The sequence below is a fragment of the Opitutia bacterium KCR 482 genome, from assembly GCA_029269845.2.
In the GTDB taxonomy this organism is placed as follows: domain Bacteria; phylum Verrucomicrobiota; class Verrucomicrobiia; order Opitutales; family Intestinicryptomonadaceae; genus Merdousia.
The window spans coordinates 64,209-88,346 of record CP149973.1; the positions used below are offsets into that span (position 1 = coordinate 64,209).

The following is a 24,138-nucleotide window of genomic DNA, read 5'->3' on the forward strand; positions in this document are numbered from 1 at the left end:
CCAAAAACCGCTCCCGAATTGGGAACGGTTTTTGAAGCGTTCTTCGAATGCGTCGGACTACGCTTGCGCCGCCTTTTTCGCGCTTTCGACGAGAGCCGCGAAAGAGTCGGCTTTGAGAGCCGCGCCGCCGATAAGGCCGCCGTCGATGTCTTTTTCAGCCAAGAGGGCGTCGGCGTTTTCGGGCTTCATCGAGCCGCCGTAGAGAATCTGGATTTTCTGCGAAACTTCTTCACCGAAGAGCTTTGCGAGAATCTTTCGGATTTCGGCGTGGACTTCCTGCGCCATTGCGGGAGTCGCCGTTTTGCCCGTGCCGATAGCCCAAACGGGTTCGTAGGCAACGACAACCTTTTCGGCGTCTTCCTTCGAGAGGCCTTCGAGCCCGCCGACGGTCTGCGTCGAAACGACGTCGATTGTCTTGTTGGCTTCGCGGTCTTCAAGTTTTTCGCCTACGCAGAGAATGGGCTTCATGCCGTTAGCCAAGACAGCCTTGACTTTCCGGTTGATGAGGGCGTCGTCTTCCTTGAAGTACTGGCGGCGTTCGCTGTGGCCGAGAATGACGTATGTGCAGTCGAATTCTTTGAGCATGTCGGCGGCGATTTCGCCCGTGAACGCGCCCTTTGCTTCGAAGTACATGTTCTGCGCGCCGAGCTTTACGGTCGAGCCTTTGAGGGCTTTGCTTGCCGCGTCGAGAGCCGTGAATGTGGGGCAAACCGCGACGTCAACCGAAGTTTCGCCGCCGATTTTCGCCTTGATTCCGTCGATGAGTTCGACGGCTTTCGCCGCCGTGTTGTTCATTTTCCAATTACCCGCGATGAAATATCTGCGTGCCATTTTTATATCCTTTTTTATTTTGAAGTTAGCATTTTTTGTCGAGAACCGCGACGCCGGGGAGTTCCTTGCCTTCGAGGAATTCGAGGGACGCTCCGCCGCCCGTGGAGATGAAGCTTACGTCTTTGGCAAAGCCGCTCTTCTTGATTGCCTTTACCGAGTCGCCGCCGCCGATGATGCTGATTGCGCCCGACTTCGCCACAGCTTCCGCGATTGCGAACGTGCCCTTTGCGCAGTCCTTGATTTCGAAGATGCCCATGGGGCCGTTCCAGAGGATTGTCTTGCTCTTGGCGATTTGTTCTTTGTAAAGCTCGACCGTCTTCGGACCGATGTCTACACCCGCCCAGCCGTCGGCGATGTTGCCGTCCATGACTTCCATCGGGCCGACTTTGCCGCCCGCGAAATCGATGGACTGCGTAACCGCGTTGTCGATGGGAAGCAGGAACTTTACGCCCTTCTTTTCCGCCTTCGCCAAAGCCGCCTTTGCGAGGTCGATTTTATCGGGTTCGACAAGGCTTGTGCCCGTCGTGCGACCCTGCGCGAGCGCGAAGGTGTACGCCATTGCGCCGCCGATGAGCATTGCGTCGCACTTGTCGAGGAGCGAGTCGATAACCGTGATTTTGTCGGAAACTTTAGAGCCGCCCAAGATTACCGTGAACGGACGGACGGGGGTTTCGGTCTTCGAACCGAGGAATTCGAGTTCCTTTTCGATGAGAAGACCCGCAACCTTAATCGGCAGGTAAGCAGCCACGCCCGCTGTTGTGGCGTGCGCTCTGTGCGCCGTGCCGAAAGCGTCGTTTACATAGGCTTCCGCGCCCGTGTCTTCGACAAGCTTCTTTGCAAATTCGGGGTCGTTCTTCTTTTCTTCGGGGTAGAAGCGCGAGTTTTCGAGGAGAACTACGTCGCCCGCTTTCATTTTCGAGCAGGCTTCCTTTACCTTTTCGCCGATGCAGTCGTCCACGAAAACGACGGGCTTGCCGAGCTTTTCGGACAGCGCCTTCGCCACGGGAGCGAGCGAGAACTGCGTGTCGGCCTTGCTTTTCGGGCGGCCGAGGTGGCTCGTGAGAACGACCATTGCGCCTTCGTCGAGAAGGTACTGGATTGTGGGCAACGCCGCCACAATGCGGGTGTCGTCGCTGATATTGCCCTGCGCGTCAAAGGGCACGTTGAAATCGACGCGAACGAAAACTTTCTTTCCCTTCAAGTCGACGTCTTTGATGGTCTTGATATTTGCCATAGTTCTTACCTATTGAGTTTTTTTGGAAAATTAAGCCTCCCATATTTATGCCCGCGCAAAAAATTGCAAGTTTTTTTAAACGCTTCGAATTTGCGCAAAATTGCCGCGCAGGGCGCGTGAAACACAACCATATCCGCCGCGCGAAAAAAAATCCGAATTTTTCCTCAAACGCTTGACTTTTTGCGGGAAAAACCGCCCAAAACGCCAAAACTTTCCTCAAACCGCCCCGTGCGCTTTTTCTTATTCTCCTGCGCAACGCGCGTCTATTCAAACCCGTTTCTTGCAAAACATCGCATACCCCAACGCGAGTAATTGCCGCAGGCAATACGAACTAAAACAAAAAAGGCGCGGTTATAGCCGCGCCGCATAATCACCATGAGGAACGAAGTTCCGTCGGGAGGCGCACCTTGCGCCCAGCCTTTTGGGGGCGGCAAGCCCCCTCCGTTTGCGTCAAGTAGCCTTGGGGGGAGCGGGTGGTGAATTTCGCAGAGCGAAATCCACCCCTGGGGGCACAGCCCCCAAGTTTCGAGTGGCGCGGCTCGCGCCCCGTGCAGACTGCTAGTCTGCTTATTTGGAGGGTTGTTTGATTTCGATGATGTCGTGGGGAGCGCTTTCTTTTTGACCCGCGCCAGTGAGACGGGTGAAACGCGCATTTTTGCGAAGCTCGGGGAGAGTCTTCGCGCCGAGATAGCCCATGCCGCTCTGAATGCCGCCGACAAAAATCTTCAAAGCTTCGTCGAGAGAGGAGGAGACTTCTTTGAGAGCCTCGACACCCTCGGCGGTAATTTTGTCGCTCTTGACTTTAAGGTCGTGCCCATAACGCGCGGCACTGCCTGCTTTCATCGCCGCAAGACTGCCCATGCCGCGGTATTGCTTGTACATCTTGCCGTTGATTTCCATAACCTGACCGGGGGCTTCGGGGCAACCAGCAAGGAGACCGCCGCAAATCATGGCGTCGGCGAGGGTGAGAGCCTTGACCATGTCGCCGCTCTTTGTAATGCCGCCGTCGGCAATGATTCTAACGCCGCATTTCTGGGCGGCTTTCGAGCAGACATAGAGGGCTGTGAGCTGGGGAATGCCTACGCCCGCAACAATGCGCGTCGTGCAAATCGAGCCTGGACCTTGCCCGATTTTGATGGCGTCCGCGCCGCATTCGGCGAGATACTCAACCCCCGCGCCGTTCGTTACGTTGCCGCCGATGAGCGTGAGTTCGGGGAAAGCCTTGCGGAGAGCCTTGACCGTAGAGCCGACGCCCTCGGTGAAGCCGTGCGCAGTCGAGACCGCGGCGACGTCCAAGCCCTCGTCTACGAGCGCGCCGACGTGGTTTATGATGTTTTCGAAATCGACCGAGCCGTCCTTGTTGCGCATCATCGCAATGGACGCGCCGCAGAGAAGCCTGAACTTGGAGTCGCGGGCGTTCTTTTGGGGAGCTCCGCGCTCTTCGGAAATTCTTTCGATGTCGGAGAGCGTGAAGAGCCCTCGGAGCGTATCGTTGTCGTCTACAACAAGGAGCTTGTGGACGCCGAAATGCTCGTCAAAGAAAGCGTCGGCAACGGCGATGGGATCCGCGCCGAGTTCCTTCTGGTTGACCGTGAAAACGTCCTTGCGGGGCGTCATGGTCTTGGCGACCGAAAGCGCTGCGTAGCGTTCCTTTACAATGCTTCCTGGGAGAAGCCCCACAAGCTTGTTTTGCCCGTCGACGACGGGGAAAGTGCGGAATCTGAAATTGCGGTCGGTTACGATTTTGAGGACGTCGCCGATATGCATTTCGGGCGAAACCTTGATTGGCTCTTGAATCAGACCGTGAATGTAGTTCTTGACGCGGGCAACTTCTACAAGCTGCTCCTTTTGGCTCATGTTGCAGTGGAGAAGTCCGAGACCGCCGTTGCGCGCCATGCCGATTGCCATTTGCGATTCGGTAACGGTGTCCATGTCCGAGGAGATCATGGGCAGGGAAAGCTTGATAGAGTCGGAGAGGGAGGTGTCGAGCCTCGTTTCGCGGGGGAGAACGTCGGAGTACTGGGTGGCGAGCGAAACGTCGTCGTAAGTCAGACCGTAGCCCGCGTTGGAGGTGAAGAACGCGTCGGCGTCCAGAAAGAATTTGTCGTCAATATTATTGCTCATAGCTAGATGATTTACCCTCACGGTAGTTAGAAGCATTTTTTTTGCCTGTCAAACAATTTTTCGCAAAATTCTGCGAAACTCCGCTCTACAAAAATAGCCTTTACAAAAAAATCCCGCTTGTTAATCGTTTGAGACATGAAGAAAATACACATTTATGGGAAATATACGCTAATCGCGCTGTCGTTTGCGGCGTGTCAAGTTTTCGCAAAACCCTACGCGACGCTCGACGGCGACACGCTTAAAATCGGCAACGACGAAATCGAAAGAACCTTCGAGTACAACGGCGGCGATTTGCGCACGCTCTCGGTTCTCGATAAAAAGTCGGGAATTTCCACTCGCTCTACGGCAAAATCGCCGACTTGGCGATACCGTCGCAAAACGGCGACGCGCGGGACGGCTACTTCAAAACGCGCGACGTGGCGGATTCGGACGTAGAGGCGGGGCGGCTCGAATGCGAAATCGGCTTCCGCAAGGGAAATTTGGAAGTAAAGAGGATTTTCAGAATATACGAAAAATCGCCCGCAATCGCATGCCAAATATATTTCAGGGGAAAGCCCGACGCGCGGGACTGGATAGGCTCGCGCGCGTCGTCGGCTGACATGCAGAATATAGAGACAATCACGGCGCGGGGCTTCGGACAGTCCGCGCTTGCGCTCGACACGCTGTCGTTTGCGGGTCGCCAGTGGAATCTGCTCGCCGCCGAGTTTTTCGACGTTACCGACCACCACAACAACCTCGTCCGCGAAGTCTCCGCGTTGTCCTACCGCAAAATGCCCCTGAGGGGCAACATTCTGTTCATGGAAAACAAGGAGACGGGCGCGGGCTTTTTCTGGCTTAAAGAGTCGCCGGTGTCGCTCGTGCAGCTGGCGTACCCCGCGGCGGACTTCTTCGCCGAGTGGGGAAAGTTTCTGCTCGTGGGCGCGGGCGTCGACGCCTCCGACATCTCCGCCGACAAATGGACGCCCGCATACGGCTATGTCTTCGGCGTCTGGAACGGCGGCGAGCGCGAACGCCTGCTCGCGCTGAGGTCGTACCAAAAGAACCTCCGCCGCTTGAAGGAGGGGCGCGACGAAATGGTCATGCTCAACACTTGGGGCGACAGAGGGCAGGACACGAAAGTAAACGAGGCGTTTTGCAAAGAGGAAATCGCCCGCGCAAAAAAAATGGGCATAACGCACTTCCAAATCGACGACGGCTGGCAGGCGGGCAAGAGCGGCAATTCGGCGTATGGCGGCTCGTTCCTGAACATATGGGCGAACCCCGACTACTGGAAACCCTCGCCCGAAAAATACCCCAACGGCTTGCAGACGGTCGTAGACGCTGCCCGCAACGCGGGAATCGAGCTTTGCCTGTGGTTCAATCCGAGCTGGCCAGACGACTTCGCCGACTGGCAAAAGGACGTCGCCGCCCTTACTTCGCTCTACGACAAATTCGGAATCCGCACGTTTAAAATCGACGGAATGAAAATCCGCACAAAGCTCGCCGAAGAGCGCGTCCGCGCCATGTTCGACGCCGTTTTGGCGCACACAAAGGGCCGCGCCGTGCTGAACCTCGACGTCACCGCGGGGCGCAGGGGCGGGTATTTCTCGTACTCGAAATACGGCAACATATTTTTGGAAAACCGCTATACCGACTGGCAAAACTACTACCCGTACTGGACGCTCCGCAACATCTGGACAATCTCGAAATACGTTCCCGCCGAGCGTCTTCAAATAGAATTCCTCAACAACGACCGCAACACCGAAAAGTACGGCGACGACCCGTTCGCGCCCGCAAAGTACGATATCCGCTACCTCTTCGCAACGACAATGGCGGCGCAGCCCTTGGCATGGATGGAGGCTACGGGGCTGTCGGACGAAAACATCGAAAAGCTCGCGCCGCTCGTGCGCGACTATAAAAAAGTGTCGCACGATTTCCACACGGGGACAATCATGCCGATTGGCGAAGAGCCGTCGGGACGCTCGTGGACGGGCTTCCAGTCGGTGAAGTCGCCGACTTCGGGGTACGTAATCGCCTACCGCGAGTTCAATCCCGCAGCGTCAAAGAAAATGGCGACGCGCTTCGATGCGGGCGCGGAAGTTTCGTTCGAGCCGGTGCTGGGAAGCGCAAAGGCGTTCAGGGCGGAAGTCGACGCCGATTCGCGCGTCGAATTTTCGCTTCCCGAAGAAAATTCCTTCGGCATGTGGAAATACACGGTGCTTAAAAACCCGTCCAAGAAATAGGGGTAGGGCTTCCCCGAACGCGAACCGCGCCGAACTGGCGCGTTTTTTGCGCGGGCGGATACGCCGCAAAAAACGAAAAAAAAGTGTGGCGGTTTCCGTTTTTTGGGTTCATTATGTTTTCCCGATGTGCGTTCTCGCGGCGTTCGGAGGCCGGGGGGGGCGCGCAACGCATAAATTTAACAAATCGCAGCACTATGAATATCGAAAACCTAAACGTTTTGGCGGCGTCGGCGTCGCCCGAAATAAACCCCGTCTTTTGGCTCGTGCCGACGGCGTCGATTATCGCGCTCGGCTTCGCGCTGGCGTTCTACAAAGGCATGAAAAAAGAGGAGGAGGGCACCGAAATCATGCGGAAAATCGCCCTGCACGTCCGACACGGCGCGCTTGCGTATTTGAAGCAGCAATACAAAATAGTGGGGCTTGTGTTCGTCCTGCTGTTCTTTTTCTTCGCGTTCTTGGCGTACGGTCTGAACGTCCAAAACGGCTGGGTTCCGTTCGCGTTCATCACGGGCGGCTTCTTCTCCGGGCTTGCGGGCTTCTTCGGCATGAAAACCGCAACATACGCTTCGAACAGGGCGGCAAACGCCGCAAAAAATTCGCTCGACCACGGGCTGCGCGTCGCGTTCCGTTCGGGCGCGGTCATGGGGCTTGTGGTCGTGGGGCTTGCGCTGCTCGACATCTCGGTATGGTTTTTCGTTCTCAACTATTTTATAGAAGACATTTCGCAAACGCATAAAATGGTCGTGATTACGACCACAATGCTTACTTTCGGCATGGGTGCAAGCTTGCAGGCTCTCTTCGCGCGCGTCGGCGGCGGCATCTTCACGAAAGCCGCGGACGTCGGCGCAGACCTCGTCGGCAAGGTCGAAGCGGGCATTCCCGAAGACGATCCCCGCAACCCCGCGACAATCGCCGACAACGTGGGCGACAACGTAGGCGACGTTGCGGGCATGGGCGCGGACTTGTACGAATCATACTGCGGCTCGATTCTTGCGACTGCGGCTCTCGGCGCGGCGGCATACATGACAGACCCAATCACGCAGATGAAGGCGGTTCTCGCGCCGATGGTAATCGGGGCGATTGGCGTTGTGCTTTCGGTTGTGGGGATATTTTTCGTGCGCGTCAAAAAGGGCGCGTCGAGCAAAGAGCTTCTGGACGCTCTGGGGCTCGGCGTAAACGCAAGCTCCGTGTTCATCGCGCTGGCGTCGGCTGGCATTCTCTATTTGCTCGGTCTTGAAAACTGGCTCGGCAACTGGGGCTCGATTATGGTGGGGCTTTTCACGGGCATTTTTATCGGCAAAATTACGGAGTACTTCACGTCGGAGGCGTACGCGCCCACGCGCGGCATTGCCGAACAGTCCAAGACGGGCCCCGCAACCGTTATAATCGGCGGCATTGGCACGGGCATGGTCTCCACGTTCTATCCCGTGGTGGCAATCGTAGTGGGCACGGCGTTGGCGTACGCGTTCTCGGCGGGCGGCGAATTCTCGAACATGAGCCAGGGGCTTTACGGAATCGGAATCGCCGCGGTCGGCATGCTCTCGACCCTCGGCATTACCCTCGCGACCGACGCCTACGGGCCTATCGCCGACAACGCGGGCGGCAACGCCGAAATGTCCGGCTTGGGCAAAGAGGTAAGACGCCGCACCGATATGCTCGACTCTCTCGGCAACACGACCGCCGCAACGGGCAAGGGCTTCGCAATCGGCTCGGCGGCGTTGACCGCGCTCGCCCTGCTTGCCTCCTACGTCGAAGAGCTTAGAATAGGGCTTGTGAGAATCAAGGACAGCTCCGCGCTTTCCGACTACGCGCAAAGCACTATCGACGCTTTCGAAAAGCTCGGCGGAAAAATCGAAACAGCCTCCCTTGCCGATTTCATGCAGGTCTATCAGGTGAACCTCATGAATCCGAAAGTTCTGATGGGCATGTTCGTCGGCTCGATGATGTCCTTCCTTTTCTGCGGTCTCACGATGAACGCCGTCGGCAGGGCTGCGAACCAGATGGTGAACGAAGTCCGCAGGCAGTTCCGCGAAAATTCGGGAATCATGGAGGGCAAGTCCGACCCCGACTACGCGCGTTGCGTGTCGATTTCCACAAAGGCGGCACAGCGCGAAATGCTCTTCCCCGCGCTTTTGGCGGTTGCGGCTCCCGTGATTATGGGGCTTATTTGCGGCGTTGCGGGCGTGCTCGGTCTGCTCGGCGGCGCGTTGGCTTCGGGCTTTGTGCTGGCGGTGTTCATGGCCAACAGCGGCGGCGCGTGGGACAACGCAAAGAAATACATAGAGCAGGGCAATTTCGGCGGAAAGGGTTCCGACGCCCACAAGGCGGCGGTAATCGGCGACACGGTCGGAGACCCGTTCAAGGACACGTCGGGGCCGTCGCTGAACATTCTGATTAAGCTGATGAGCATGGTAGCCATAGTAATGGCAGGGCTAACCGTAAGCTATTCCCTCTTTTAGACGGCGCGTGAAAGTACTTCCCTAAGGGCGTTTCCCTGTGCACCCAGACCGCTCGCGTACATAAGTACGCCACGCGCCCTGTGTGCACAGGAAAGCCACCCTTATGAAAGCACTTTGACGCGCCTAAATAGTGAGTGCTGGCGCACGAAGATTTTTAGGTTGTTTTTTGATAAAAGTGTAGTAGGGCGTTTCGTCAGCTGGCTAATATTTGTGGAAATCCGCGTACGCCACGCATCCCGCAAGCGCGTGAAAGCCACCGCCTGAACGGCACTCTAACGCGCCTAAAATTACACGGGGCGTGAAAACGCCCCTCTAAGAGCGTTTCGCGAGTGTCTCAGACTGCTCGCGTACATAAGTACGCCACGCACCCTGAGCCACTCGCAAAGCCACTCTTATAGGGGCATTTTGACACCCCTAAAATTACAGTGCTGGCGCACGAAGATTTTTAGCGGGCTTTGGGAGAAAAGTTTAGTAATTGTTTAGCGGAGATTCCAAGATTTTGGGGTTTCCGTTTTTTATTTTTTCCGTGCAAAGTGGTTTATATAGGGTTGCAATTATCTATGTGGGGTGTTTGAGTTTTCGGTGTGTATGGAAAGTAAAAAGACGACACTTGCGGACATTGCTAAGAAGTTGAAGATATCCAAGAGCGCGGTTTCGCTGGCTTTGAAGGATTCGCCCATGGTATCCAAGCGTACGCGCGACAGGGTCGCGAAAGCGGCGCGTTCCATGGGTTATGTCCGCAATGAGCTTGTTTCCTCGATGATGTCGAGCATGAAGAAGAACGCCTTCGGCGCGTTTGCCGAGTCTGTTGCCCTCATCAACGGCAACATTGACGAGTATGCCCTCACCAACCACCCGACGCTTCCCAAGTACTACGTCGGAATCAAGGAGGAGGCAAAGCGTCTTGGGTACAGCATAAATGAATTTTGGCTTCACGACCCGCGCCTGAATGCCGAAATTCTCGCAAAGACTTTCCGTTCGCGCGGCATACGCGGCGGCGTGATAATCGGGCACTCCGCCGACAACGTTTTTCCCGCCGAGTACGAGTCTGTTTGGCGCGACTTCTATTTCATTTCCGTCGGCATTCAGACATTCAATCCGACCCTCGAAATGGTTTCCGCCGACCAGTATGCCGTCGCCTACGGGGCGACAAAAAAGGCGGTGGAACTCGGCTACAAACGCCCCGCGCTCGTGATAGAAAAGCACATCGACGAAATCGTCGGCGGGCGGTTTGTCGGCGGCTTTCTGCGCGCGCAGTTCGACCTGCCCGCGGCCGACAGAATCGCGCCGTTCACATATTCCGACACGCTTTCGGGCTATGTAGACAAACTCTATTCGTGGCTCGACAAGCGCAAGCCCGACGTCGTTTTGTACCTGCTCGACTCCACCCGGGAAATTATCGCCGACAAGCCCAGAAACGGCGGGTGCATACCGCTTATCCAGCTGGAGCGGCGCGGCTACGTTCCAGAATGGACGGGCATGGAACAGAACAACGACCTCGTCGGGCGCGTCGCCCTCAGGCGTCTTTGCGACATGCTAAACCGCAATCCCGCGCGCGGCGGCGAGGCGTCAAATCTCCTGACGCTCGTCCCGCCGACGTGGATAGGCTCTTCGTCTGACTTGGAGCAGAAGATGTAGCGCGCGCTTCCGCGGCACGCGCGCCGCGCCGGGCGGGAGGCTCGGTGCAATGCATAGCGGCTTTTACTCAACTGTACAGTAAAAACGTTCTAAATTTTGGTTGAAGTCCGCGGGGCTTTCGAAATATTCGGTTTCTGTTGACGGGGGCGAACGCCGTCGGCGGAAATACCACTTTTGCGCGGGCATACCACAAATATGGATTGCGGAAAACCGGTTTTTAGCCTAAGATGCGGGCGTCCCGAAAACGCTTCGGCACAACATTCAAACACGGCGATAATTATGAAACAATGCGACTTTGTGGGACTCGGCTTTTGCAGCAACGACGACCTTTCCCTCCTGCCAGAAATCCCCTTCGACTCGAAGGTGAAAATCATAACCCACACAATTCAGGGCGGAGGCCCCGCCGCAACCTCGACGGTCGCCGCCGCGCGATTGGGCATGAGCGCGGGCTTCATCGGGGTTGTCGGCGACGACGACGCGGGAAAACGCATTCTATCCGACTTCGAGTCGGAAAAAGTCTCCACAGAGGCGATGGTCGTCCGACGCGGCAAAACCTCCGCCGTCGCCTACTGCTGGATTGACCAGCCCACGGGCAAGCGCAGCGTTGCGTGGGAGCGCGGCGACGCCCCCGAATTGGAAGCGTCCGACGTTTCGCTCGACCTCGTCGCAAAGGCGAAGATTCTGCACATAGACGGGCACAACCCCGTCGGCGCGCTTGCCGCCGCAAAGAAAGCGCGGGAGTGCGGCGTGCTTGTGAATTTCGACGCGGGCACAATGCGCGACGGCGTCGCCGAGCTTCTTCCGTACGCCGACATTTTGATAGCCTCCGAGGCGTTTGCGCGGGGCTGGACAAAGCGCGAAAATTTGGAGGACGCCCTCAAAGTCCTCGCCGAATACGGGGCGAAAGTCGTGGGTTGCACGATGGGCGCGGAAGGCTCGATGGTCTACGCGGACGGCGGGTTCATAAAGTGCCCAACGTTCAACCACATCAAGCCCGTCGATACCACGGGTTGCGGCGACGTCTTCCACACGGGCTTCGCCGTGCGCTACCTTGAAACGCGCGATTTGTACGAGTGCCAGCGGTTCGGCGCGGCGGTGTCGAGCCTCAAATGCCTGAAACTCGGCGGCAGGGCGGGAATCCCCACGAGGGCGCAGGTTGACGAATTTTTGGAAAACAACAAATAACAAAACAGGAGCGTAATTATGAAAAAGAAGTTTAAAATAGGGTTTCTTCCCCTCACGAAGGCGAACTGGACAAACGACGTAATGGAAGCGCAGCGCGCAAAGGCTCGCGAAATGCTCCAAGCCATTCCCGATGTCGAAGTCGTCGGCGGAGAGGCTATGATAGACGTCGAGCCGAAGGCGATGCGCGAATACGAAATTTTCGAAAGGGAGCGTCCCGACATCATTGTAGCGTTTTACGCCACGTTTGCGCTCGGCGTGATTGTTCCGCGCTTTGCGAAAAATCTGAAAACGCCCGTAATCCTCTGGTCGATACCCGAACCCGACCCCGCGGGCGGACGCTTGCAGGCAAATTCGTTCTGCGCGACAAACATGAACGCGCACTTCCTCTGGCGTTTCCACGTTCCGTATTTCCACGTCCACGGCGCGATAGACTCGGCCGAGGCGCAAAAGGGATTGGAACGCGCGGTAAGGATTGCGCGCGCGGCCGACACTGTTTCCAAAATGCGAATCGGGGTAATCGGCGGGCGCGTCCCCGGCTTCTACACGTCGTGCTGTTCGGAAATGCTTTTGCGCGACAAAATCGGGCCGGAAGTGAAATACATCACCATGCTCGAAGTCGTAAACGCCGCAAAGAACATGCCCGAAGAGCGCGTGGTTGAGGCTCTGAAAATAATAGAGTCGGACACTTGCTGCGCGCCGACCGCGTCGGCTGGCGACGTCCGCAAGTCCGCCGCGCTTTTTGCCGCCATTGCCGAAATGAAGGAAAAATTCCTTGTGGACAATTTCACGCTCCGCTGCTGGCCCGAAGTCATTTCGGAAGACCTCTACGGAATCACCGCATGCTCGACAATCGGACACCTCAACAACCACGGGCTTCTCACCGTCTGCGAGGGCGACGTCTACGCCGCCGTCATGCTGCGCTTGGAAAAGGAGCTTTCGGGGCAGGACCCGTTCTTCTGCGACATGATTGTCTGCGAGGGCGACCACGCCGTTCTCTGGCACTGCGGCGCGGCTCCGTGCTCTCTGCGCAAGGAGGGCTTCAAGAGCAAACTCACAAACAGCTCTACCGTCGTAAAGTGCGGCGTCACGCACGAGTTCCCGCTCAAAGCGGGGCGCATAACGCTTGCGCGTCTGGGCGAAACGCGCGACGGCAGCCGTTTCAGAATGTTCATCGCAACGGGCACGGGGCTTGATACCGACCTGTTTGTGCGCGGAAATCCGCTCAAAGTCAAATTCGACGCGGGTTGCGAAAAAATCCGCGACGTCGTGTTCAATCAGGGCTTCGAGCACCACTTCTCGATGGCGTACGGCGACATCTCCAAGGAGCTTCTGGAATACTGCCGCATAATGGACATCGAGCCCGTTCTTGTTCAATAAATTCGGTTAATTTAAACTAAAAATACATTATGAGCAAGGGAAAATACCTTATCAATCTTGCGCCCAAACAGGGCTACAATAAAATCTTTGACGTAGGCGAATACGGCATGAACCTCACGTCGTTCGGGCTGATAAAGCTCGCGGCGGGAACATCGTACAGGGGCGACACGGGCGGCTTTGAAGTCGCGCTGGTGGTGCTCGGCGGCAAGTGCTCGGCGAAGGGCGACGGCTTCGAATTCGCGGAGGTCGGCGGACGCAAAAATCCCTTCGACGGCGCGCCGCACACGCTCTACCTGCCGCGCAACACGAAGTACGAGCTTACCGCGACAACCGACATCGAGATTGCCTACAACGCGTCTCCCGCCTCGCGCGACACCGCAAAGCCTACTCTCATCACGCCCGACATGACGTGCTCGTTCGAGCTTGGCCGCGAAAACTTCACGCGCCGCGCGACCGTCATTTTGGACGAAAAATTCGAGTCGGAGCACTTCTATATCGGCGAGGGCATGATACCGTCGGGCAACTGGTCGGGCTATCCGCCGCACCGCCACGACATCGACAATCCGCCCGACGAAATCGACATGGAGGAAACCTACTTCTACATGTTCGATCCCGCGCAGGGCTTCGGAATCCAGAAGATTTACACGCCCGACGGGCGAATCGACGAAACCTACACCGTCAAGAACTACGACACCGTCGCAATCGCGGAGGGATTCCACCCGCTGTGCGGCGCGCCTGGGTACTCCATGTACTACCTTTGGACGATGGCGGGCAAAAACAACCGCGGTTTGATTTCGTCGCTCGACCCCGAACACAAATGGGTTGTCGGAAAATAATGGACGGAGTTCGCGACATCTTGCTCGGCGTCGATTTCGGCACGGGAGGCTGCAAGGTCTCGGCGTTGTCGGCGGCGGACGGGCGTTTGCTGGGCGACGCGTCGGTCGAATACGCAACCGAGTACGCGCATGCGGGCTGGTCGGAGCAGAACCCCGACGATTGGTATGCGGCGATGCGCGGGGCAATCCGCGCGGTTGCGGCGAAGGGTGTCGATTTGTCGAAAGTGCGCGCGCTCGCGTTCGACGGCTCGACCCACAACGCGGTTCTCATGGACGCCGGCTACAAGCCAATCCGCAAGACAATCATGTGGACCGACCAGCGCAGCGTCGCCGAGTGCGCCCTGTTGCGCGAAAAGTACGGCGAGACGATTTTAAAAACCGCATACCAGTCGCCCAGCCCGACGTGGACGCTGCCGCAAATGATGTGGCTTAAAAACAACGAGCCTGAAATTCTAAAAAAGACAAAGCGCGTGCTCTTCGTGAAAGACTACGTTCGCTACCTGCTCACGGGAGTCGCCGTAAGCGACTACATCGAGGCGCAGGGCACGCTGTTTTTCGACATGAAAACCATGTCGTGGAGCAGGGAGCTTGTGGAGCTTTCGGGGCTTGATTTCGACGCCCTGCCGAAGCTCGTCAAGCCCACCGACGCCGTCGGGCGCGTCGGCGCAAAGGCGGCAGCCGACACGGGGCTTCCCGAGGGCGCTCTCGTAGTCTGCGGCACGAGCGATTCCGCCGTGGAAGACTACGGCGCGGGTGCGGTAGAAGTAGGCGACTGCATCGTAAAGCTCGCCACCGCGGGCAACGTGAACGTCATGACCGCCGAACCGCACCCGTTCAAAACCACGCTCACATACTCGCACGTCGTTGAGGGCATGTGGTACACTGTGTCGGCGACAAACGCCGCCGCGCTCTGCCAACGCTGGTTTAGGGACGCGTTCTGCGGGCTTGAAAAAATCGAGGCGGAAAAGTCGGGCGGGCGCGTTTTCGCGATGATGGACGCCGCCGCGGCGGAGTCTCCCGTAGGCGCAAACGGCGTAATGTTCCATCCCTACTTGCAGGGCGAGCGTTCGCCGTATTGGGACGCAAACTTGCGGGCGAGCTTCACGGGAGTTTCGATTTCGTCCACAAAGGGCGATTTTATCCGCGCGCTTCTCGAAGGCGTGGCGTTTTCGCTCAAAGACTGCTACGGGGTAATCGCCGAAATGGGGCTTCCTGTCGGGCGCATATTTCTCATCGGCGGCGGGGCGCGGAGCGCGTTGTGGAGCGAAATAGTCGCTGACGTTTTCAATGTCGAAGTCGCGGTGCCGTCCCCTGGGGACGCGTCGTTCGGCGCGGCGCTGCTTGCGGGCGTCGGCGCGGGATTCTTCGCCGACGCGAAGTCGGCGGTCGCCAAGTGCCTTAAAATCGACAGGACCGTAAAACCCGACCCCGCGCGCGCGGCAAAGTACGCGGCGCTTTTCGAAAAATACAAGGCGGTGCACGACGCCCTCGCGCCCGTCTACAATTCAAATTTCCAAAAATAAAAAGGAGAAAAACAGAAATGTTCGTATCAAAAGACAGCTATATGTTCGAAATGATTAGAACGGAACTCGCCGACGCCGTCGGCGCGGATTTCGTCAGCACGGGAGATTCCGACAAGTTCGGGCACTCCATTGACTACTACTGGATTCCCGAAATGTGGCACGACCGCGGACTCCCAACTCCGAAGCCCGATTTCGTCGTCCACCCCGGAAGCGCGGAGGAAGTGGCGAAAGTCATGAAAATCGCCAACCAGTATAAAATTCCCGTCGTTACATGGGGCGGCGGTTCGGGCTCGCAGGGCGGCGCGTTGCCCGTCGCGGGCGGAATCGTCCTCGACACGAAACGCATGAACAGGGTTTTGGCAATCGACGAGGAGTCGCTGACTGTTACCGCGGAAACCGGCATCATCATGCGCCAGCTCGAATGGGCGGTCAACAAAAAGGGCTATTCGACAATGCACCTTCCAGCCTCAATCGCGTGCGCTACAATCGGCGGATTCCTCGCGCACAGGGGTACGGGCGTCCTCTCCACAAAGTGGGGTAAAATAGAAGACATGGTTATGAGCCTCGAAGTCGTGACGCCGACTGGCGAAATTATCAACACGCTTCCCGTGCCGCGCCACGCGTCGGGTCCCGACCTTACGATGATGTTCCTCGGCAGCGAGGGCACGCTTGGAGTAATCACGAAAGTCTGCCTGAAAATCCACCCCAAGCCCGAAGAACGCCAGTTCCGCGCGTATCTCTTCAAGGACTTCCACACCGCCATGAGCGCGGGCGCAGACCTCATGCGCAGCCGCCTGCGCCCCTGCGCCGTGCGCCTCTACGACGAAACCGAAACCCTCACGCACGTCAAAAAAGTGTTCGGAATCGACATCGGCTCGGGCGCGTATCTGGTCTTCGGTTTCGACGGCAACAAGGACATCGTCGAATTGCAGATGAAGCACGCCCGCGAAATCATGGAGGGCAAGTACAAGGGTACCGACCTCGGCAGCAAGGGCGGAGACCTCTGGTGGAAGAACAAGTACAAATTCTTCTACCCAGGCTACATGTTCCACCTGCCGCAGGCGTTCGGCACGCTCGACACGGTCGCCGACTTCGCCCACATCGAAAAGGTCTATTGGGCGATGAAAAAAGTGGTCAACGAAAAGTTCCCGAAGGCGCGTTTCATCGGGCACTTCTCGCACTGGTACGAGTGGGGCTGCATGCTCTACGCCCGCTTCATTTTCGAGGGCAAGGACGTTCCGCAGGATCCCCGCGAGGCGGCGGCTCTCTACAACGCCGTTTGGGACGCCGCAATCCGCGCGGCAATCGAAAACGGCGGCGTAATCAACGAACACCACGGCGTGGGCTTGAAGCTCGGCAGGTACATGAAAGACCTGTACAAAAACAGCTTCCCGATTCTCGAAGGAATCAAGAACACGCTCGACCCCAACCACATTATGAACCCAGGGAAAATGGGACTCTAATAAGGAAGGATATTTTAACATGAATATTGACAATTTTGTAGAAGACGTAAAAAAGTGCCGTTTCTGCTTCATGTGCCGCCACCTTTCGGGCGTGGCAAACGTGAGCTTCCGCGAGGCCGACACTCCCAGAATCCGAAGCTCCATGGTTTGGGGCGCAATGCTCGACAACTCGAAGCTCGCCAACCCCGACTTCATCGACACGATTTACTCGTCCGACATGTCGGCGGCGTGCCGCTTCCACTGCGTCAACAAGTGGGACGAAAACGGCATAGTGCTCGCCGCCCGCCGCGACATCGTGGAGGCCGGTCTTGCGCCTGCGGAGGTCGCAAAGCTTGCAAAGAAGCTTGCGGCAACCCCCGCCGCCCCGAAAATTTCGGGCAAGGCGGAGCTGCTCTACTACGTCGATTCCGACACCGCAGCTCTTGCGACGGAATCGGCGGCGTTCGAAAAACTCGCAAAAGCCGCGGGCGTTAAGTTCGCCACGGCAAGCGAAGGCAATTGCGGCAAGGCGCTCAAAGTTTTGGGATATGCCGAAGACGCAAATAAGAAGCTTGCCGAATTCGTCGAAGCCCTGAACGCGTCGGGCGCGAAGAAAATAGTGGTGTCAAGCCCCTATGTCTACGACGCTCTTGTAAACGACACGACTGAATGCGGACTTAAACTTTCGGCGAAAGTAATGCACGTCTCCGAATTTGCGGCGACAGCGAAAATCAAGTACGCAAAAAAGGCCGGCGCGCTCTACTACCTCGAAAGCGACTACCTCAAAAACTACAACGACAACCTCAAATTCCCCCGCGCGCTCCTCGCGAAAATCAAGGCGAAAAGCCCGCAGGAATTCACCACCGACATTCAGGAAACGCCGATAGACTTCATGTTCGGCACGAACAACGAAGAGTCGTACACATGCGGCGAGGGCGCGGTTGTGCTCAACATAATCCGCCCGAAGCTTGTCCGCAAAATGGCGAAGTATGTCGAGTCGAAAGCCGACGACGTCAAGAACGACGTGATTGCCGTCGCAAGTCCGTACACGAAAAGCCAACTTGCCAAGTACACCAAGCTGAAAGTTCTCACGCTTGCGGAACTCGCGGCGCAATGCCTGTAATGCCATGCCGCTTGTATCGTTAAGGGAAATTCTGCCCGAAGCGCGCCGCCAAAAGCGCGCCGTCGGGGCGTTCAATGTGGCGAACTACGAGTGCGCGCTCGGCGTTATCAGAGCCGCCGAGGGAGAAAAGTCGCCCGTGATAATTCAGGTGTTCCAGCGTCTGTTCCGCTCCGAAAAAGGCGCGGACTTGGCGGGAACGCTGCTGCGCATGGCGCACAGGTGCTCGCAGCCCGTCGCCGTCCACCTCGACCACGGCGCGGAGGCATCGCAGGTTCGCGACGCCCTCGCGGCGGGATTCTCGTCGGTGATGTTCGACGGCTCGAAGCTTCCGTTCGACGAAAACGCCGCTCTCACGAAATACTCCGCCGACTACGCGCACGCCGTCGGCGCGAGCTGCGAGGGCGAAATAGGGCACGTCGCCATGGGCGACGAAAGCGCGATTACGACCGTTGAGGACGCCGTGAAATTCTACGACGCCACAAAGGTGGACGCCCTCGCGGTGTCGGTCGGCACCGTCCACGGCTTCTACACCGCAGAGCCTAAAATCGAGGTCGGGCGTTGCCGCGAAATCGCCGACGCCCTTCCCGAAGTTCCGCTCGTGCTCCACGGCGGTTCGGGAACTCCCCCGCAGGACGTCCGCGCACTCATCGAAAACGGCGTTTCCAAAATCAACATCGCAACCGAGTACATGGACACTTTCCTGAAATCGGTAAAAAAACAGCTCGATTTGCTCGACGGAAAATTCAGGCCAATCGACCTGTTCATGGACCCCGTAGTCGACGACTGCGCCGCACACGTTTCGCGGCTGATTCGCTTCTTCGCGGGAAAATAGGGCATGCGGGGCGTCCGTCCGCGACTGCGGACGCCCCGATTTTTTTCGAAACTCAAACCACGGCGTTATTATGAACAGGGAAAAAAGCAACGAGATTTACAAATGGGTTCTGCTCGGACTTCTATGGGTGGCGTACTTTTTGCAGCAGGGCACGCGGCAGATTTACAACGCCGTAATTCCGCAGATACAGTCGGACTTCGGCGTAGATTCCGTGCACATCGGGCTTGTGGCGACGGTCTTCACTTTCACCTACGGAATCTGCGTGCCGCTGGCGGGAATCGCAAGCGACATTTTCAGGCGCAAATGGGTAATCGTAATCGGGGTGGGGCTGTTCAGTTTGGGGATATTCTTTTCGTCGTTCGCAAGCTCAATCGGCATTCTTCTTATCACATACGGCCTGCTGAACGGAATGGGGCAGAGCTTCTACTTCCCGCCCGCGTCGTCGCTGATGGGGCAGCTTCACAGCGAACGCCGCTCGACGGCGTTTTCGATACACCAAACCGCACAGTATTTGGGCGTCGTGATTTGCAGCTGCGTGGCGGGCTATTTGGGAATGCTAAAACCCGTGGCGGGCTTTTCGGGCTGGCAGTTGCCGTTTCTGCTCTTCGGCGGAATCGGCATAGTCTGGGCGTTGATTCTTGCGTTCACGATGCGCTATTCGCGCCCGACGCCGCCGACGGTCTCGCGCGTGGAAATCGCTAAATCCTTCAAGGAGGCGTCGCTGATGATGGTTCGCAAGCCGTCCGCGCTAATACTTTCGCTCGCGTTCGGCTTCATGGTCTACGTGGACATAGGCTTCAAAACGTGGATGCCGACATACCTCTTCGAGACCTACGGAATGTCAATCGGCGAGGCGGCGTTCAACGCCGTGATTTGGCACTACGCGGGCGCGTTCCTCGGCGTAATGATAGGCAGCAGGGTTATCGACAGGCTCGTTATGCGGAAAATCCACACGGCGCGTTTCGACGCCGACATCGCGGGCTACTTCTTCGCCGCGCCGTTCATATACCTGATGGCGAACGCGTCGGGGCTGCCGATATGCATTCTGGCTCTCTTCCTTTTCGGCGTGTTCAAGGGCGTTTGCGACGCGGGCATTTTTGCGTCGTTCCTCGACGTCATCGTTCCGCAGTACAGGGCGTCGGCGATGGGAATCATGCTCTGCGTGGGCTTTGTGATTGGCTCGACGGCGTCAACGGTGCTCGGCTTCATGCGCGACCACTTGGGGCTGACCGCGGGGATTTCCTCGCTTGCGCTGCTCTATTTTGTAAACGCCGCGATGATTTTTGCCGCAAGAAAATTTTTCTTCCGCCGCGACTACGAAGGTTAGGCGGGATAGTGTTGGTGAAAAACGCCCGACGTTCCCTTGCGGAGCGTCGGGTCTTTTTTTTGCGGGTTCGATTGCGGCGCGTTGCGCGGTTTTATTCGCGCACTCCGAATTTGTAAACGCAGGCGTGCCTGTATTCGCCGCCCGCGCGGAGGACGGGCGACGGAAAATTCGGCTTGTTCGGCGCGTCGGGGAAGTTTTGCGTTTCGAGGGCGATTCCCGCAAAACGCGCGTAGGGAAGCCCGTTCTTGCCGTTTTCGCGCGAGGCGAACGTTCCGCCCGCAAAAAATTGCAGCCCCGGCTGGTCGGTGAACACTTGCAGCTCGCGTCCCGACTGCGGGTCGTACAGCGCCGCCGCAAGCTCCGCCTTGCCCGATGCGCCAGCGTTCAGAACCCAGTTGTGGTCGTAGCCGCAGCCGCGTTTGAGCTGCTCGTTTTCGTCGCCGATTCGTTCGCCGATACGCGCGGGATTGCGGAAATCGAAAGGAGTGCCGCGCACGCCGGCAAGCTCGCCCGTCGGTACGAGGTTTTCGTTCACGGGGGTGTATCTGTCGGCGAAAATTTGCAGAATGTGGTCGGAGGTGTCGCCGATTCCCTCGCCGTGCAGATTGAAGAACGAGTGGTTGGTGAGGTTTACGATTGTGTCGGCGTCGCTTTCGGCGCGGTAGGAAATTTTCAGCGCGTCGTCGTCGCCGAGTTCGTAGCGCATGTCGACGGTCAGAGTCGCGGGGTAGCCCGCGTCGCCGTCGGGAGATACAAGGCGCATGTCGATTTTCCCTTCGTCGGCGTCGAGCACGTCCCAAACCCGCATGTCGAAGCCGCGCGAGCCGCCGTGGAGGGCGTTCGAGCCGTTGTTTTTTTCGAGCAGGTATGTTTTGCCGTTAAGCTCAAATTCGCCGTTTGCGATTCTGTTTGCGAAGCGTCCGACCGCCGCGCCGAAAAACCGTGCCGCCTTGAAATTCACATATTCGCCGAGCGTTTTGTGCCCGAGAACGACGTCGGCAAAACCGCCGCGCCTGTCCCGCGCGAACAGCTCGACGATTCTTCCGCCGAAGTTCGTTATGGACACTTCCGTGCCGTTTTTGTTTTTGAGTGTGTAAAGCGACGTTTTTTTCGAATCTACCGTCGATTCGAAGTCGGATTTTTCGATAGCGGAGAGCAACTTTTTCACGCCTAAAATTAAACGCGTTTCGCGCGCGGAAGTCGAGCCGAAAACGCCGTCTCCGCCGAATTTTCCGCGCCGCGTTTTCCGTTCGCTGCGAAGGGCAGACCGCAAAAAAAAATCCCGACGGGGCGCGTCGGGATTTTTTTGATTTAAAATGCGCGGATTTGTCAGTTTTTACGAATTTTCAAGGTTTTTCATTTCGCGGTGCGCCGCGCGGTTGCGGGCGTTCGCGTCGAGAATCCTCTTGCGCATTCTGATATTGTGCGGCGTTGCCTCTACAAGTTCGTCCGCCTCGATGAACTCGATTGCGCGTTCGAGCGAGAATTTTTCGGCGGGGGTGAGCACTACCGTCTGCTCTTTGTATGACATTCTGATATTCGTCAGGTGCTTTTCGCGGCAGGGGTTTACGAGCATTTCGATTCCCTTCGGCTCGTAGCCCACAATCTGCCCCGCGTAGATTTGCTCCTGCGGCTCGACGAACAGGCGTCCGCGCTCTTCGAGAATCAGCAGCGCAAAGCGCGTCGATACGCCGTTTTCGATTGAAACCAGCCTGCCCGACGGGTTTGTGGCGAACTCTCCGCAGTAGGGCGCGTATTCGCGGAAGAGGTGCGAGAACACTCCGTGCCCCGACGTCGTGTTCATCAGTTCAAGCTCGAAGCCGATAAGCCCGCGCGTTGGCATTCGCGCGGTAATGCGCGTGCGCTTGCTTATTTCGGAGGTTTCCATTTCCTCGATTTGCGCCTTGCGGGCGGCGAGCATTTTCATGATTGCGCCCGTGTTGTCTTCGGGAGCTTCGACGTATACGGTTTCGAAAGGTTCTAGCAGCTTGCCGTCGGCGTCGCGGTGCATGAGCACTTTCGGGCGCGACACGCAGACCTCGTAGTTTTCGCGGCGCATCGTTTCGACAAGAACCGCAATCTGCATGGCTCCCCGCGCGAAGATGTTGAAGACGCCCGCCCTGTCGGTGTCCTCAACCTTGATGGAAATGTTCGTGCGCATTTCGCGTTTGAGGCGTTCGCCGACGACTCTCGACGTTACATTTTTGCCGTCCTGCCCCGCGAGCGGGCCGTCGTTGATTGAAATTTCCATCGAGACCGTCGGCGGGTCGATTGCCACGAAGGGCAGGGGCTGCATGTCCTCGCGCCCGCAGAGCGTTTCGCCGATGTCCACGTTTTCGAACGCCGCGACGCCCACGATATTGCCCGCAACCCCGACCGCCGAGTCTTCCGTGCCGAGCTTTGAGTATTCGAAACAGCGCAAAACCTTTCCCGAAAACTTCGAGCCGTCGCCTTTCATGAGCCAGACGGTGTCGCCCTTTTTGACGCTGCCCGATGTAATTTTTCCGATTGCGACCCTGCCGACGTAGTTGTCCCAGTCGATGTTGGAAATGAGCATGCGGAAGTCTTTTTCGTCGTCCACTTTCGGCGCGGGAATGTACTCGACGATTTTATCGAGAAGCGGGGCGCAGTCTGCGCGCGGCGCGTCGGGTGAGTCGGCAAAATAGCCGTCTTTTGCCGAGCCGTAGAGCACGGGGGCGTCGAACTGTTCCTCCGTCGCGCCAAGCTCCAAGAAGAGTTCGAGCACCTTTTCGAGCGTGGCGTGCGGGTTGGCGTTCGGACGGTCGATTTTGTTTATCACGATAATCGGCTTCAAGCCCTCTGCGAGTGCCTTTTTGAGCACGAAGCGCGTCTGCGCCTGCGGGCCCTCGAAAGCGTCCACCACAAGCAAAACGCCGTCGACCATTTTCATGACGCGCTCGACCTCGCCGCCGAAGTCGGCGTGCCCGGGGGTGTCCACGATGTTCACGGTATAGCCGCGCCATTCGATGGAGGTGTTTTTCGCCTTGATTGTAATGCCCTTTTCGCGTTCGAGATCCATGGAATCCATGGCGCGTTCGGTGACGGTTTGGTTTTTGCGGTATGCGCCACCCGCGCTCAGCAGACGGTCTACGAGAGTCGTTTTGCCGTGGTCTACGTGCGCGATGATTGCAAGGTTGCGGAATTTTGAATGCATATTGAATTGGCGCATATCCAAGTACCATTCAAGAGTATAGTCAAGAATTATGCGCGTTTGCCCTCCGCCGCGCCCGCCGCAAAAAAAGCGAAAAAAAATTTGACAAAGCCGCCGATTCAAACATTTGATTGAAACATATGATTGAATGCGGTCTGATACAAAAAGTGGCGTCGGGCGACATGTCCGACCCGAAAGTGCGCATAGCCCGCGCCGCGATAGAGGAGTTTGCCATGCGCTCGCTCGACGGCGCGAGGATTAGGGAAATCGCAAAAAAATCGGGCGCGAACGTCGCGGCAATCAGCTACCATTTCGGCGGCAAAAAGGCTCTGTACAATGCGGTTGTGGAGGGCGTTTCCGACTATTTTGAAGACTCGGTGAAGCCCTTTTACGACAGGGGAGAGGCGGTTTTCGAAAAAAACGACTCCGCCGCCGCCACGAACCTCGCACGCGAATTTCTCATCGGCACAATCCGCAAATTTTCGGAGGTGGACATAGTTCCCGCGTTCTGCCTGATAATGGCGCGCGAAACGGCGTCGCCCTCCGAGTCTTTTCGGCGCGTTTACGACTCCATTTTCCGCAAGCCCGTAGACTTCCTCTCGCGGCTTTTGCAGGTTGCCTCAAAGGGGCGGCTCGCCCGCGATGTGGGGGTAGTTTTCGCGCAGGCATTGTGGTCCAACGTGCGCTCGTATTCGTCGAAAAGCGGCGCGATTCTTAAACTACACTCGTGGAAAAATTTCGGAGACGCCGAGCTTGAATTGCTCGATTCCGCGCTCTCGAAAGTGCTTTCAAAAACGCTGAAATAAATTTAAA

General features: G+C 57.3%; 18 protein-coding genes. 13 read left to right on the top strand and 5 right to left on the bottom strand.

Annotated features, from left to right (window positions below; translation table 11 throughout):
- Positions 1-57: 57 nt before the first annotated feature.
- The 3 genes from tpiA to P3B99_000285 form a co-directional block, all read right to left on the bottom strand.
- Positions 58-831: a triose-phosphate isomerase gene (gene tpiA / locus P3B99_000275; GenBank protein WYJ07565.1), complete on the bottom strand. Its 774-nt coding sequence runs from the start codon at positions 829-831 to the stop codon at positions 58-60.
- A gap of 25 nt (positions 832-856) precedes the next feature.
- On the bottom strand, positions 857-2,065 hold the full coding sequence (locus tag P3B99_000280) for a phosphoglycerate kinase (protein ID WYJ07566.1): 1,209 nt from the start codon (positions 2,063-2,065) through the stop codon (positions 857-859).
- Between the two features lie 567 nt (positions 2,066-2,632).
- The gene (locus P3B99_000285; protein WYJ07567.1) at positions 2,633-4,189 is read right to left on the bottom strand and encodes an IMP dehydrogenase; all 1,557 of its coding nucleotides are present in this window, start codon (positions 4,187-4,189) and stop codon (positions 2,633-2,635) included.
- A gap of 135 nt (positions 4,190-4,324) precedes the next feature.
- Between P3B99_000285 and P3B99_000290 the strand changes: the two genes are divergently transcribed.
- From P3B99_000290 to P3B99_000345, 12 genes are all read left to right on the top strand, one after another.
- Complete coding sequence (locus P3B99_000290) at positions 4,325-4,624, top strand: hypothetical protein (protein ID WYJ07568.1); 300 nt, start codon at positions 4,325-4,327, stop codon at positions 4,622-4,624.
- The gene (locus tag P3B99_000295) at positions 4,549-6,411 is read left to right on the top strand and encodes an alpha-galactosidase (protein ID WYJ07569.1); all 1,863 of its coding nucleotides are present in this window, start codon (positions 4,549-4,551) and stop codon (positions 6,409-6,411) included. Before P3B99_000290 ends, P3B99_000295 begins: the two co-directional genes overlap by 76 nt.
- 194 nt (positions 6,412-6,605) lie before the next feature.
- On the top strand, positions 6,606-8,870 hold the full coding sequence (locus P3B99_000300) for a sodium-translocating pyrophosphatase (protein ID WYJ07570.1): 2,265 nt from the start codon (positions 6,606-6,608) through the stop codon (positions 8,868-8,870).
- Positions 8,871-9,458: 588 nt separating this feature from the next.
- Positions 9,459-10,508, top strand: coding sequence for a LacI family DNA-binding transcriptional regulator (locus P3B99_000305; GenBank protein WYJ07571.1), 1,050 nt, complete (start codon positions 9,459-9,461; stop codon positions 10,506-10,508).
- 279 nt (positions 10,509-10,787) lie between these two features.
- Positions 10,788-11,693 carry a PfkB family carbohydrate kinase gene (locus P3B99_000310; protein WYJ07572.1) on the top strand — a complete coding sequence of 302 codons (906 nt, stop codon included), beginning with the start codon at positions 10,788-10,790 and terminating at the stop codon, positions 11,691-11,693.
- Between the two features lie 18 nt (positions 11,694-11,711).
- Positions 11,712-13,070 (top strand): hypothetical protein, encoded by a 1,359-nt coding sequence (locus P3B99_000315; GenBank protein WYJ07573.1) that lies wholly within the window; start codon positions 11,712-11,714, stop codon positions 13,068-13,070.
- 29 nt (positions 13,071-13,099) lie between these two features.
- Positions 13,100-13,906 carry a 5-deoxy-glucuronate isomerase gene (gene iolB / locus P3B99_000320; GenBank protein WYJ07574.1) on the top strand — a complete coding sequence of 269 codons (807 nt, stop codon included), beginning with the start codon at positions 13,100-13,102 and terminating at the stop codon, positions 13,904-13,906.
- Positions 13,906-15,429 (top strand): xylulokinase, encoded by a 1,524-nt coding sequence (xylB, locus tag P3B99_000325; GenBank protein ID WYJ07575.1) that lies wholly within the window; start codon positions 13,906-13,908, stop codon positions 15,427-15,429. Before iolB ends, xylB begins: the two co-directional genes overlap by 1 nt.
- Positions 15,430-15,446: 17 nt before the next feature.
- Positions 15,447-16,892 (top strand): FAD-binding oxidoreductase, encoded by a 1,446-nt coding sequence (locus P3B99_000330; GenBank protein WYJ07576.1) that lies wholly within the window; start codon positions 15,447-15,449, stop codon positions 16,890-16,892.
- A 19-nt stretch (positions 16,893-16,911) separates the two neighbouring features.
- Entirely contained in the window at positions 16,912-17,994 is a 1,083-nt protein-coding gene (locus tag P3B99_000335; protein ID WYJ07577.1) for a hypothetical protein, read from the top strand.
- Between the two features lie 4 nt (positions 17,995-17,998).
- A complete protein-coding gene (locus P3B99_000340) occupies positions 17,999-18,826 on the top strand; it encodes a class II fructose-bisphosphate aldolase (protein ID WYJ07578.1) in 828 nt (275 codons plus the stop codon).
- 70 nt (positions 18,827-18,896) lie between these two features.
- Positions 18,897-20,153, top strand: a complete 1,257-nt coding sequence (locus P3B99_000345; protein ID WYJ07579.1) for an MFS transporter — start codon at positions 18,897-18,899, stop codon at positions 20,151-20,153.
- Positions 20,154-20,244: 91 nt separating this feature from the next.
- Here the strand turns inward: P3B99_000345 and P3B99_000350 are convergent, their stop codons facing one another.
- Complete coding sequence (locus tag P3B99_000350) at positions 20,245-21,321, bottom strand: aldose epimerase family protein (protein ID WYJ07580.1); 1,077 nt, start codon at positions 21,319-21,321, stop codon at positions 20,245-20,247.
- 168 nt (positions 21,322-21,489) lie between these two features.
- The gene (gene typA, locus P3B99_000355; protein ID WYJ07581.1) at positions 21,490-23,328 is read right to left on the bottom strand and encodes a translational GTPase TypA; all 1,839 of its coding nucleotides are present in this window, start codon (positions 23,326-23,328) and stop codon (positions 21,490-21,492) included.
- 137 nt (positions 23,329-23,465) lie between these two features.
- Between typA and P3B99_000360 the strand changes: the two genes are divergently transcribed.
- Entirely contained in the window at positions 23,466-24,131 is a 666-nt protein-coding gene (locus P3B99_000360) for a CerR family C-terminal domain-containing protein (protein WYJ07582.1), read from the top strand.
- Positions 24,132-24,138 lie beyond the last annotated feature (7 nt).

Coding starts and splice junctions, on each gene's coding strand:
- P3B99_000315 (WYJ07573.1), top strand. CDS start 11,712: ATGAAAAAGAAGTTTAAAATAGGGTTTCTTCCCCTCACGAAGGCGAAC.
- P3B99_000290 (WYJ07568.1), top strand. CDS start 4,325: ATGAAGAAAATACACATTTATGGGAAATATACGCTAATCGCGCTGTCG.
- P3B99_000360 (WYJ07582.1), top strand. CDS start 23,466: ATGATTGAATGCGGTCTGATACAAAAAGTGGCGTCGGGCGACATGTCC.
- P3B99_000330 (WYJ07576.1), top strand. CDS start 15,447: ATGTTCGTATCAAAAGACAGCTATATGTTCGAAATGATTAGAACGGAA.
- P3B99_000280 (WYJ07566.1), bottom strand. CDS start 2,065: ATGGCAAATATCAAGACCATCAAAGACGTCGACTTGAAGGGAAAGAAA.
- xylB (WYJ07575.1), top strand. CDS start 13,906: ATGGACGGAGTTCGCGACATCTTGCTCGGCGTCGATTTCGGCACGGGA.
- P3B99_000340 (WYJ07578.1), top strand. CDS start 17,999: ATGCCGCTTGTATCGTTAAGGGAAATTCTGCCCGAAGCGCGCCGCCAA.
- P3B99_000300 (WYJ07570.1), top strand. CDS start 6,606: ATGAATATCGAAAACCTAAACGTTTTGGCGGCGTCGGCGTCGCCCGAA.
- P3B99_000310 (WYJ07572.1), top strand. CDS start 10,788: ATGAAACAATGCGACTTTGTGGGACTCGGCTTTTGCAGCAACGACGAC.
- tpiA (WYJ07565.1), bottom strand. CDS start 831: ATGGCACGCAGATATTTCATCGCGGGTAATTGGAAAATGAACAACACG.
- P3B99_000305 (WYJ07571.1), top strand. CDS start 9,459: ATGGAAAGTAAAAAGACGACACTTGCGGACATTGCTAAGAAGTTGAAG.
- P3B99_000345 (WYJ07579.1), top strand. CDS start 18,897: ATGAACAGGGAAAAAAGCAACGAGATTTACAAATGGGTTCTGCTCGGA.
- P3B99_000335 (WYJ07577.1), top strand. CDS start 16,912: ATGAATATTGACAATTTTGTAGAAGACGTAAAAAAGTGCCGTTTCTGC.
- P3B99_000285 (WYJ07567.1), bottom strand. CDS start 4,189: ATGAGCAATAATATTGACGACAAATTCTTTCTGGACGCCGACGCGTTC.
- typA (WYJ07581.1), bottom strand. CDS start 23,328: ATGCATTCAAAATTCCGCAACCTTGCAATCATCGCGCACGTAGACCAC.
- iolB (WYJ07574.1), top strand. CDS start 13,100: ATGAGCAAGGGAAAATACCTTATCAATCTTGCGCCCAAACAGGGCTAC.